At 32.1% G+C, this 12084-nt stretch carries 9 protein-coding genes; all 9 read right to left on the bottom strand.

The features are described 5' to 3' along the window. Positions 1 to 105 precede the first annotated feature (105 nt). Positions 106 to 777 (bottom strand): hypothetical protein, encoded by a 672-nt coding sequence (locus D1818_RS04635; protein ID WP_118456628.1) that lies wholly within the window; start codon positions 775 to 777, stop codon positions 106 to 108. A 46-nt stretch (positions 778 to 823) separates the two neighbouring features. Then, the gene (locus D1818_RS04630) at positions 824 to 1918 is read right to left on the bottom strand and encodes a hypothetical protein (RefSeq protein ID WP_118456627.1); all 1095 of its coding nucleotides are present in this window, start codon (positions 1916 to 1918) and stop codon (positions 824 to 826) included. Continuing rightward, positions 1899 to 2435 carry a hypothetical protein gene (locus D1818_RS04625; RefSeq protein WP_118456626.1) on the bottom strand — a complete coding sequence of 179 codons (537 nt, stop codon included), beginning with the start codon at positions 2433 to 2435 and terminating at the stop codon, positions 1899 to 1901. The genes D1818_RS04630 and D1818_RS04625 overlap by 20 nt, the downstream gene beginning before the upstream one ends. A gap of 1 nt (position 2436) precedes the next feature. Continuing rightward, positions 2437 to 2979 carry an RNA polymerase sigma factor gene (locus D1818_RS04620; RefSeq protein WP_233558652.1) on the bottom strand — a complete coding sequence of 181 codons (543 nt, stop codon included), beginning with the start codon at positions 2977 to 2979 and terminating at the stop codon, positions 2437 to 2439. A 180-nt stretch (positions 2980 to 3159) separates the two neighbouring features. Next, positions 3160 to 6525, bottom strand: coding sequence for a VCBS repeat-containing protein (locus D1818_RS04615; RefSeq protein WP_118456625.1), 3366 nt, complete (start codon positions 6523 to 6525; stop codon positions 3160 to 3162). 190 nt (positions 6526 to 6715) lie between these two features. Further along, positions 6716 to 8941, bottom strand: a complete 2226-nt coding sequence (locus tag D1818_RS04610) for an NADP-dependent isocitrate dehydrogenase (protein WP_118456624.1) — start codon at positions 8939 to 8941, stop codon at positions 6716 to 6718. Positions 8942 to 9901: 960 nt separating this feature from the next. Beyond that, positions 9902 to 10252 carry a 50S ribosomal protein L19 gene (gene rplS, locus D1818_RS04605; protein ID WP_118456623.1) on the bottom strand — a complete coding sequence of 117 codons (351 nt, stop codon included), beginning with the start codon at positions 10250 to 10252 and terminating at the stop codon, positions 9902 to 9904. Between the two features lie 223 nt (positions 10253 to 10475). Then, entirely contained in the window at positions 10476 to 11153 is a 678-nt protein-coding gene (trmD, locus tag D1818_RS04600; protein WP_118456622.1) for a tRNA (guanosine(37)-N1)-methyltransferase TrmD, read from the bottom strand. A gap of 61 nt (positions 11154 to 11214) precedes the next feature. Beyond that, positions 11215 to 11832: a tRNA (guanine-N1)-methyltransferase gene (locus D1818_RS04595; protein ID WP_118456621.1), complete on the bottom strand. Its 618-nt coding sequence runs from the start codon at positions 11830 to 11832 to the stop codon at positions 11215 to 11217. Between the last annotated feature and the right edge of the window lie 252 nt (positions 11833 to 12084).

The raw sequence follows: 12084 nt of genomic DNA, 5'->3' as shown, positions 1-12084 counted from the left end.
TTTTTATGCCTAATTATATTTTATTTAATTTACAGATATTTTAAAATGACTGTTATTTTTTGTAATCATTTGATAATAAGTATTTAATAGATCTTTTTTAGAGATTTATTTTTTTGGAGCTTTTTTCTTATATCTGTTTCTACCAAGATTAAAAACTCCTACTTTGACCCCGAACCCCGCAGAAAATCCATTGATTCGATCTATACCACTAGGATGGATATTAAATTTACTCGAGAATCTATATTTTACACCGGCTTCTAGTTGTAGAAATCTAGACACATTAAATAGTAGATTTATTCCAGGTTCTGCTACGAACAATGCATCCGAGTCATAATCATTCTCGTCAAATTCATCGTTATCGTTGAATTGACGATCTATATAACCAGCAACACCAAATCCAATTAGTAAAGGAAATGATAGATTAACTCTAGATTTACTGAATAATATGGGTTCTAAGTGCATACCTGCATATGCTCCAATTAAGTCTTCATCATTAGAAATAGATATCCCGGGCAGGTTTTGTTGAGAGTAAAAACTTTTCATACCAAAACCTACTTCGAATTGTCTGTTGGCTACATATGCCAACTTAAAGCCAATTAATGCTGTATTTCCCCCATCAATTTCTCCATAACTCGCACTAAAACCAAGGTAAACTCCGTGTACAATATTTTTACGATCATTAAATTCTATATAATCTTCATCTTTTGGTTCTTGAGCACTGATTTGATATATACTAATCAATAGAAAAGTAATTAGTAATTTGATTGATTTTTTCATGAGTATTGATTTGATTATTGATTTGATAAATGGTTTTGATTGTCTTTTATTCTTCTTTTAGGATGATAACTCCTTTTATACCAGTTATATGAAAGGCACCTTTGTTAGAATCTATTCCATAATTAGCTTTGATCTCTCGTATTCTTTTTTTAGTATCTATTACCGTGTTTTTAATGTTTTTAAATGTCTTAGGGATTCTCAATAGCCCTTGTTCCAACGAAGCACTGAAATCAAAATTAAGATCAGATATGTTGATGCTTAGTTCAGAAGATTTTTGGTTAATATTAATATTTGCATTCGGTTTTAGAATGTTTTTAATCTTAAAATCTGCTACATCCATTATGAGATCTACCTCATTTCTTAAGTTTTCCAATATGATATTTGAAAACTTTAGTTCTCCTTTTATCTCTTCAATATTTTCTATGGTGATTTTATCTTTACTAGAATAAATTTCAAGATCAGTAACTTGGTCAATCATAATGGTAGATCCACTACTTATAATTCTAAGGTTTTTAGAAGTTTGATGATCAAATTCGCTATTTTTTAATGCTATCTTTCCATATGAGATAGACTTGGTTTGTAATTTGCCAAATTTCATTTCGATATTAGCATTAATAATGTCGTTATTAATCCACATATCGCCGTGTTGTAAATTTGTTTTTAGCTTTCCATTCCAATCATTGATAACAATATCCCCAAATTTATTTGTTACTTGAATCTCTGCATTACTAGGTAGACTTATTCGGTAATCTATCTGGATGCTTCCTTTGTCAAAATCAAAAGGGTTTACACGATTAAATACTTTGGAGAAAAAGCTGTCACTTTTCTCTTCAATGTTAGAGAATATGATTATAGACTGATCTAAAGTTGTTATGGATGGTTTTATCCTCGCTAAAAGATCTTCGGCATCATCTTTATCTTTTTTGTTAACTACAATGTCTATAGAAACTTTTATCTTGTTCTGGCTCCATCCGTTAATAATAATGTTACCGTATTTATTTTCTAGTTGTAGTTCTCCAGCATTAGTAAAATCATAAATCTTTTCAATCGATTTCGATAGTTCTTCTTGTGCATTTATAGAATGTACAGTGAAGATTATCAAAAAGGAGAGTATTAATTTTTTATAAAATATATCCTTCATTATCATCGGATTTTTTTGAATCTTTAATTTGCTCTAAAAGATTTTCTATTAATTCAATTCTTTTTTTATAGTTCTGAACTATGGCTTCCAAGATGTATTCATTATTAAGGTTGGCGACCATTTCTTCTTTTAACAATAGATATTCTTTGTCCAACTCGTCCATAAAAGAGAGAAATTCTTCTTTATCTTCTAAGGATAGTTTAGCATTGTTTTTTACTAATTCTACTTGAAATGAAACAAGACCTTTATAATAAGTGTCAATATCGTTTAACTCTTGATTAGCGAAATCATTTGACTCATTTGAAGCTGTGAAAATAGTTGTCAAAGAAAATACCCCAATTAGAATGATAATTGTAGCGGCCATTTTAATAAATGGAGATAGCCAAAGCTTCGCAATTTTTTCTTTAGAAGTAACGTTAAGTTCTGCATCAATATGTCGCCAAAGTTTTGCTCTATCTGGCTTATGATCATCAAAAAGAAGTTTATTTTCTTTAATATATTTTTCAAAATCATCCATCTTATTCTAGTGTATTTATAATCTGAATTAGTTTTTTCTTTGCTCTATGATATTGTGATTTAGATGTAGAACTAGAAATTTCTAGTATCTCGGAAATCTCAATGTGATCGTATCCTTCAATTAGGTATAGATTAATAATCTGTTTATATCCATCTGGTAACTGTGCTATGCCTTTTTTGATTTTAGTTATATCCATTGTTTTAACAGATTCATTAACTTCTTCACCTACATAATATTCATGTTGATCTAATGGTGTGACGGGTACTTTTTTTAGTTTTAAATGATTTATACTTTTATTGATTACTATTCTTTTTAACCAGGAACCAAACGTACTTTCATATCTAAAAGAGGTTAGGTTTTTAAAAGCGTCAACAAAACTATCCTGAATGATATCCTCTGCATCTTCCCTGATACCTAATATCCTTATGCTTACGTTATACATAGCATCTACATATAGTTCATATAGCTTATATTGCGAATTCCGATCACCAGATTTGCTTTTTTCTATAAGATCCTTATGTGTATAAAGAATATTAGTTTTCAATTATTTATTGTTGATTGTAAGTTTCTTTAAAGTTACTTTTCTTTTCTAGTTATTACTATTGACAAAACAAAAAGTAAAGGGTTGCATCATGTTTGCATTTTTTTATTTATGGCAATAAAAAAAACCTATAAAGATGGCGTTTTATAGGGGTATGCATATGCTAAAGATGTACTTTATGATTTACTTATGGGTGAAGCATTGAAGGTTTCCCTCGTTACATATGGTTAGAATTAATGTCTCATTTTTTTTCTGTAACGTTGTGGTGCCGCGAGTATCTCCAATTACCGAAAAACCACTTTTACTTACTGGAATAGTTTCAAAATCACCTGTTCCATCACCTAATAATACGGTACCGATACTTGCATCACTTTGTCCCATTTCCACATCAGTGTGGTAATTGTTTCCGGTTAAAATAAGATCTAGGTTTCCATCTTTATTCATATCTAAGGGTAAAATACCGCGAACTTCAGAGAATTGTGCTGATTTGGGTAAGTTGTGAGTCTCAAATGTTCCATTGCCTTTGTTTTCAAAATAAGCACTACTAAATGTATGTACTGAAAATTGCAATGCATCTTCCATTTCCTTTTTAGAAAACATGGAATCCAGCGTTGCTTGCGAATACTTATGATATCTTCTAAATTTCTTTTTGATATCTGGATACTGCGTCGCTACTTCATCTAAAACGTGTTTTGGATAACTCTTTCCATCACTGAAATAATAAAAAGGAAATGCATCGATGCGCCCATTATTGTCAAAATCTTTAGCATAGATAATCGCAGGTTGATCTTCTGAAGCTTTATAAAATGAATTTTCACCGCGATTTCCAGCAATCAAATCGAGATCACCATCCTTATCTATATCTGCTGCCTCAATTGTATTCCACCATCCCGCTGTTTTTAAAAGACCAGCTTGCTCTGTAATCTCAGTGAATTTCGAGTTATTATTCTTTAAAACAGTGATTGGCATCCATTCTCCAGCCAGAATCAAGTCTTTATTTCCATCATTATCATAATCCATCCAAAGTGCGTCATTTACTATTCCAAGATTTCCATTATTTGGTAGAAGATCAGTTGCATTCGTAAAATTACCTCCATTATTTATAAGGAATTGGCTTTGCTCTCCAAGCGGGTAGGATAGAGGTTTAGTTCCACCACCAATAAAAAGATCTAGATCGCCATCTCCATCAATATCATGTGCTGCAATACAAGTTCCGTTTTGAAAATTATTTGGTACCGCATTTTCAGCTTTACTAAAATTACCTTGTCCATCATTTAAGTATAATCGGTCTTGATATAATGAAGAACTAGATGTTAAGGCATAGCCACCACTTATTACAAACAAATCAAGATCTTGATCGTTATCAATATCAAAAAAAAGAGCTTCTGCGTCTTCATAAGCTTTATCTATTTCAAAAGCAGTACTCTTCTTTTGTATAAATTTTCCTTGATTATTTTGAACATACAAAGTTCCAGAATATCCGTTTGCGCCCCCAATATATAGATCTTCTAGTCCGTCATTATCGATGTCTGCTTTAGAGATGAAAGGACCTTTATTAGATAATTTATGTTCTAGTAAGGGTTCTTGCTTAAAATCTATATAATCATTTTCTTGATGTTGGAATTCAGGAGAAAAAATGTTTTTAACTTTGGTTAGGAAAGCTTTTTCAGCCTTTGCTATAGGAGCTTTATCAATTGCATCCTTAATATTTAATTGTATGCGTTGATTGGCAGTAACGTTATTAAGTTGTTGGTATTTCCCATTTGGCCATACTACAGATACAGAAGTAATTCTTTTGTTTAATCCTACTCCAAAATGTAAAATGGATTCTCCAGAGCTAAGGTATCCTCTATATGGAGAACATTCTTGATATTGTATACCATCTGCTGTGGTAACTGTTACTTTAGCTCCGATACCAGAAGCGTTATTTTTGTCGCCATTTAACTGAATAGATAAATATTGATGATTAGATTTTAGTTCTCTACTATTGTTTTTGTATAAAAACGCCTCTTGATTAAAATTGTTAGTAATCAGATCCAGATCACCATCCTGATCTAAATCTGCGTATACAGCACCATTAGAAAACGAAGGTTTGTCAAATCCCCATGAAATAGACTTTTTGGTAAATGAAAGATCGCCATTATTTTTATAAATATAGTTTGCTACTGGAGTTGAAGATATTAAGTTTAATAAACTCATGTTGTTAACCTTTTTAGAACCTCCTCCAGATGCAATAGCATTATTAGAATCATATTTTAAAAAATCCATATCGGTTATATTCCTATAGAACCCATTAGATATGAATAGATCTTTAAAACCATCGTTGTCATAATCAGCAAGTAAAGGTGTCCAACTCCAATCTGTATGTGATACTCCGGATAACTGACCAATCTCACTAAAGGTGCCATTACCATTGTTTAGTTGTAATGTGTTACGCATCACTTGATGACCTAAACCAAACTTTACAGCGATATGATATAAATCATAAGGACTTTGCCCTTTTAGTTGTTTTTGGCGATAGTTATGTTCTGCCATCATATCCAGATTAATTACATCTAAGTGGCCGTCATTATTAAAATCAGCTATATCTGATCCCATAGAGTTTCTACTCATATGAAAAAACATGTCGTCTATAGTATCCGTGAATGATCCGTCTCCATTGTTTATATAAAAATGATCTTTGTCCAAGTAATCATTTGCCACATATAAATCGGTCCATCCATCCTTATTAATATCAGTAGGAGTAACACTTAACCCAAAAGCTTTATTGAGTAAGCCTGCTTTTTTGGTAACATCCGAAAATGTTCCGTTTCCATTATTTCGGTATAAACGATCACTAACATCTTTGTAATTAGTGTCTTTATATAATATTGTATTGCCTTCTTTGTCTTTAGTTGTTTTTATATTTTGAGCATCTATAAAATCTACACGATGGTTAAGCAAGTACATATCCAGATCTCCATCATTATCATAATCAAAAAAAGTAGCCTGGTTCGAAAAGCTTTGATCATTTAATCCATATTCAGCCGCTTTATTTGTGAAAGTGAGATCTTGGTTATTAATAAGCAAAATGTTTTCTCGTAGTTCAGGTTCTCCAGCTAGAGAACGGCAGATATATATATCTTGATAGCCATCATTATTGATATCTATCATAGAAGTACCAGTGCTAAAACCAGTATGTGATACACCCGCAGTTTTAGAGATTTGTTGAAATTTCAGATCACCTTTATTTAAGAAAAGGCCTCCACCAGATAGATTTCCCGAAAGAAAAACATCAGGTAATCCATCATTATTAATATCGCCAACAGAAACACCGCCACCACCATAGATATATTCATAGGTTATAATATTAAACGTTTCATTTTCTTTAAGCTTGTTAACAAAATATAAGCCAGTTTCTTTAGGATCTGTTAATGTGAATAAGGTTTCTTCTTGTTCTATTTCTTTATTAGTACTGTCAATAGCATCTGTTTTCTTTTCATTACAAGATATTATGACTATTAAAAAGATGAAACTAAAAAGTCTGAATGATTTAACAAGTTGCAACATGGGTTTTTGGTCTATAAAAGTTCTGGTCTGTGTTGAAAGTTGGTGATACTTTCTTTGGTAAAACTAAACAATTTTAAATCTCTTGTTTGTTTAGTAGCGTATCTTTTTTAATATTTTGAACATATAACTTTATAAAAAAGCGCCATATAAAATTTATTATATGGCGCTTTTCTTATATAAGAAGATTCGTTTATCCTATAATCTTATTCAATGTTTGGCTAGGACGCATTGCCTTAGCTACTTTAGTAACATCTGGCCAGTAGTAACCACCCATATCCACTGCATTTCCTTGAGCATCATTTAATTCTTGGATTATTGTAGTTTCATTATCCGCTAATTGCTTTGCGATTGAACTAAACTCCGTTTGAAGATCTGCATCTTTATTTTGTTCTGCAAGTGCTTGAGCCCAATACAAAGCAAGATAGAAGTGACTACCTCTATTATCTAATTCGTTCACCTTTCGAGAAGGGGATTTTTTGTTTTCTAAAAATGCTTCTGTAGCTTGATCTAATGCTTCGGCTATTATTAAAGCTTTCTGATTATCATTAGTTTCTCCTAAATGTTCTAAAGAAACAGCTAGTGCTAGAAACTCTCCTAAAGAATCCCAGCGTAAGTGGCCTTCTTTGTTAAACTGTTGTACGTGCTTAGGAGCAGATCCACCAGCACCAGTTTCGAATAAACCTCCACCGTTCATCAAAGGAACAATAGAAAGCATTTTGGCACTGGTTCCGAGTTCTAGAATAGGGAAGAGGTCTGTGTTATAATCACGTAATACATTTCCTGTTACCGAAATTGTATCTTTTCCATCTTTTATTCTTTCTAAAGAGAACCTAGTAGCCTCTACAGGAGACATGATTCTAATATCAAGTCCCGTTGTGTCATGTTCTGGTAAATACTTATTTACTTTCTCTATTAAACTAGCATCGTGTGCTCTATTTTCATCTAACCAGAATATTGCAGGAGTACCTGTAGCTCGAGCTCTGCTTACCGCTAATTTTACCCAGTCTTTTACTGGAGCATCTTTGGTTTGACACATTCTCCAGATATCGCCTTCTTCTACTGCATGTTCAATTAAAACAGTGCCTGTTGCATTTACCACACGTACTGATCCATTTGCTTTAATTTCAAAAGTTTTATCGTGAGAACCATATTCTTCAGCCTTTTTAGCCATTAAGCCTACATTGGGTACAGTTCCCATAGTAGTTGGATCAAAAGCCCCGTGTTTTTTACAAAAATCTATCGTTTCTTGATATATACCAGCATAACTACTATCAGGAATAACCGCTTTAGTATCTTGTGTATTACCATTTGCATCCCACATCTGACCCGAAGTACGAATCATAGCGGGCATAGAAGCATCGATAATCACATCACTAGGAACGTGAAGATTAGTAATTCCTTGATCAGAATTTACCATAGCTAATTCAGGTCCGTTTTCGTAACAAGCTTTTATGTCAGCTTCGATCTCAGTTCTTTTAGCGGCATCTGGTATTTTCTTCAATTTATTAACAAGATCTCCGAAACCATTATTTACTTCTACACCAATTTCTTCAAGTATTTCGCTATGTTTTGCAAAAACATCCTTAAAGAAAACTTCTACAGCGTGTCCAAAGATAATAGGATCTGACACCTTCATCATGGTAGCTTTCATATGTAATGAAAATAATACATTTTTCTCCTTAGCATCTGCAATTTGCTCTTCTAGAAAGGAAATCAATGCTTTTTTACTCATAACAGATGCATCAATGATTTCACTAGCAAGTAATGCAGTTTTTTCTTTTAAAACCGTAGTATTTCCATTAATATCTACAAATTCGATTTTTACATCACCGGCATCAGCAACTGTGACAGACTTTTCATTAGAACGAAAATCACCACTAGCCATTGTTGCTACGTGTGTTTTAGAATCACTACTCCAAGCACCCATAGAGTGCGGGTTCTTTCTGGCGTATTGCTTTACAGGTTTAGGAGCTCTACGATCAGAGTTTCCTTCTCTTAAAACTGGATTTACAGCACTACCTTTAATTTTATCATATCTGCCTTTAATTTCTTTTTCGGCATCATTCTTAGGTTCTTCTGGGTAATTGGGAATATTAAAACCTTGTAATTGTAACTCTGCTATTGCAGCTTTTAACTGAGGAACAGAAGCACTAATATTAGGAAGTTTGATGATGTTAGCTTCGGGTTTTAGCGCTAATTCACCAAGTTCTGCTAACGCATTAGCCTGGCTTTGTTTGTCTGAAAGATTCTCTGGGAAAACTGCTAGAATTCTCGCTGCAAGAGATATGTCTTTAGTCTCTATTTCTATACTGGCAGCTTTTGTGAATTTTTTTACAATAGGTAAAAAAGAATAGGTAGCTAATGCAGGTGCTTCATCAGTTTTTGTGTAAACAATTTTAGAGGATTCAATTCCCATATTTTTTGATTTTTGATAAGATATTCTTTTGAGCTTAATATCTTATGTATTATACGATATATTAAGGAAATAATTAGTCGTTTAACTTTTCTTGGACAAATAATATTACCTCTTCTTATTTATACTAGCGGAACACTTTATGTTATCTAATATTATTTGCTGTAAGATTTTCCGAGCGCGAAGATACAAATATAGGGAAGCAAATGCAACCTGTATATTGTTAGTTTTGCGTTAAAGGAATTGAATTATAAATCTTTAAAAAAGAGAGGGTAGAAAAAACGGTAGTCGTAAAAAAAAGCGCTTCATTTAGGAATAGTTGTAAAAAATAAAAAGCCATATCATAATACGAATACCTTGATATGGCTTTTGTTCAGAAATAATAAGATTGTTAGCTGTTTTACCCGCTATGAAATAATAACTTTCGTTGATTTATACCAATATTTTTATTTCTGTTTTGAGTAGATTTAAATTTGTAAAAGAAAATACGATGTTAACCTAAATACTACTCGGAAAGACTATTGCGAACACTTTTGTATCTAAATTACGAATGTAATTTTTCGTTTTTTTATCCGAATAGTCAAATGCCACTTAAAATTAAAAAGTTGTCAAAACTTAATTTTTTCTTTTGAATTTCATTCTGAAACGATTTTAAAGAGAACCCTTAAATTTATTTCAACGATGTACTCAAAAAAATAACTTTCGTTTTATATTTATCCTAATCTTAAGATGGTTTATGTAAATGTTCAAAGAACGTGTTTAGAAAAAAAATATACCCAGAATCCTTGTGTCATCTCGAAATTGATATATCATTTCTTATATAAAAATAAGTAAAATGAATAGATAGATCAATTTTTTATATAACTTTAGTTATCAACTGGTTATGAACTAGAGTTGTTAACTTTTGTTCATAAAAAAAAGTTGTCATTCGACAACCTTTTTTTATGATATAAGAAGTAAGAATTAGCTTCTCTTTTCTTTGATACGTGCTTTCTTACCAGTAAGTTCTCTAAAGTAGAATATACGTGCTCTACGAACTTTACCTCTTTTGTTAACTTCAATTTTCTGAAGTGCAGGTAAATTTACTGGAAAAATACGCTCTACACCTACAGTTCCAGACATTTTTCTAATTGTGAAAGTTTCACTAGAACCAGAACCTCTTCTTTGGATTACAACTCCTCTAAAGAACTGTGTACGTGTCTTGTTTCCTTCTTTAATTTCGTAATATACTGTGATTGTATCACCTGCAGCGAATTCAGGTAAATCTTTTCTTGTAACAAATTCGTCTTGTACGAATTTTACTAAATCTTCCATTTTTGAGATAGTTTACTTATTTTTTATTAAAGCAACGTTCACGATTCTCGCCAGAGGTTGTTTTAATCAGGCTGCAAAAATAAGTATTATTTAGTGATTTGCAAGTATTTTTTATAATTATTCTTTTTAGGTAATAAAGGCTTCTTATGTTATTGAATTTCAGTTAAATAAAATTGGTTTTAGACTAAGTGTTATCTGAATAAATAAGTAGAAAGAATAGCGTTTAATCATCCAATAAATCAGGTCTGCGTTCTTTAGTTCTTTGATATGCTTGTTCCTCTCGCCAAGCTTCGATTTTTGGGAAATTCCCAGATGTAAGTACTTCCGGAACTTTCCATCCTTTATAGTCCGCCGGCCTTGTATATATGGGAGGTGCTAGTAGATCATCCTGAAACGAGTCTGTTAATGCGGAAGTTTCATTACCTAGAACCCCTGGAATTAGTCTTATAATTGCATCACACAAAATCAGAGCACCTAATTCTCCTCCAGAAAGGACATAATCTCCAACCGATATTTCTTTTGTAATAAAGTGGTCTCGAACTCGCTGATCTACGCCTTTGTAATGACCACATAAAATAATCAGGTTACCTTTTAGTGATAGTTGATTTGCGATACTTTGATTTAGGGTTTCTCCGTCTGGAGTCATATAGATGATTTCATCATATGTCCTTTTAGCTTTTAATCCAGAGATACATTTATCGATTGGTTCCACCATCATTACCATACCGGCACCACCACCAAATTGATAATCGTCCACTTGCTTATAATTGTCAGTGGTATAATCTCTAAGATTATGAAAATGCACTTCTACTAGTCCTTTTTCTATAGAACGCTTCATAATGGAAGCTTCAAAAGGGCTTTTTAAAATGTCCGGTACTACCGTTATTATATCTATTCGCATCTTTTTTAATTAAGATTTGCAAAGATGCAAAACAATACATTAATATTCCAGAAAATTGATATTACTTCGCTCCGGTTTTACGTTGTTTGTTGATTTCATCCTGAAGCTTACGCATTACTTTTTGTTCTCTTTCTAAAGCTCTACGTCTGTGATCTTCAAATTCTGCTTCGGTCTCCGCTAACGCTTTTTTAGCTTGAATGGTAACAGAGTTACTATTCTTAAATTTAAAAACAAAGAAGGCGAGTAGTGCTAACAGTCCTCCAACGATGGTCCACATCATCGTTTTGTAACTACCTTTGGTAAATGATATCCCAAGAAAAGTCATACTATCTTTTTCTTCGGTAACAGCAGAAAGATCTCCATTTGTTTTTGCCAACGAAGTTTCTAGATTTGATATAGAGGTTTGTTGTTCAGCAATTTTTTGATTAGAGCTATTTAATTTAGCTTCTAATGTTTTAAGAGAATCTATGGTATTTCCTTTTAACTTATCAAGCCAAATCCGTTTTACCACCTTGTATTCTTGATACCTTCCGGATTTCTTGATTACGACATCAAATTGCGTCTGAATATTTTCTTTCTGTAACGCTTGTTCTGCCGTTAGGTTTTCTTCTTGTGCCTGAATGGTTTCAAAAAAGGGGAATAGAGCTATTAAAACTAATAGGTACTTTGATAATTTCATGTGTGAATTTTAATTGTTTTTAATGGTCGATTAAAACCTTAAGTTTGATGAAATAAACTTCACGGTACTTGCTGAATGAAGTTGTTCATTATTCTAAAAGCTTTATTCTTTTTACGTCAGTCTTTAATTAATTTTAACGTTAATAAAGATACGATATTGTGAATAATTTAAAAGATTTAATGTGTGATATCTTAGTTTTCTAAAAATTTAAGATTGAACATTGATTAACTAGTTTGCTGTGTTGAAATTAAA

It is taken from the genome of Aquimarina sp. BL5 (assembly GCF_003443675.1).
In the GTDB taxonomy this organism is placed as follows: Bacteria; Bacteroidota; Bacteroidia; order Flavobacteriales; family Flavobacteriaceae; genus Aquimarina.
Note: the sequence above shows the minus strand (reverse complement) of the source record. Positions and strands in the feature narration are given on the sequence as shown.

Bases quoted from the DNA above. Each gene is read 5' to 3' on its own strand.
- trmD (WP_118456622.1), bottom strand. From the start codon at position 11,153: ATGCGAATAGATATAATAACGGTAGTACCGGACATTTTAAAAAGCCCT.
- D1818_RS04625 (WP_118456626.1), bottom strand. From the start codon at position 2,435: ATGGATGATTTTGAAAAATATATTAAAGAAAATAAACTTCTTTTTGAT.
- rplS (WP_118456623.1), bottom strand. From the start codon at position 10,252: ATGGAAGATTTAGTAAAATTCGTACAAGACGAATTTGTTACAAGAAAA.
- D1818_RS04615 (WP_118456625.1), bottom strand. From the start codon at position 6,525: ATGTTGCAACTTGTTAAATCATTCAGACTTTTTAGTTTCATCTTTTTA.
- D1818_RS04610 (WP_118456624.1), bottom strand. From the start codon at position 8,941: ATGGGAATTGAATCCTCTAAAATTGTTTACACAAAAACTGATGAAGCA.
- D1818_RS04630 (WP_118456627.1), bottom strand. From the start codon at position 1,918: ATGAAGGATATATTTTATAAAAAATTAATACTCTCCTTTTTGATAATC.
- D1818_RS04635 (WP_118456628.1), bottom strand. From the start codon at position 777: ATGAAAAAATCAATCAAATTACTAATTACTTTTCTATTGATTAGTATA.
- D1818_RS04595 (WP_118456621.1), bottom strand. From the start codon at position 11,832: ATGAAATTATCAAAGTACCTATTAGTTTTAATAGCTCTATTCCCCTTT.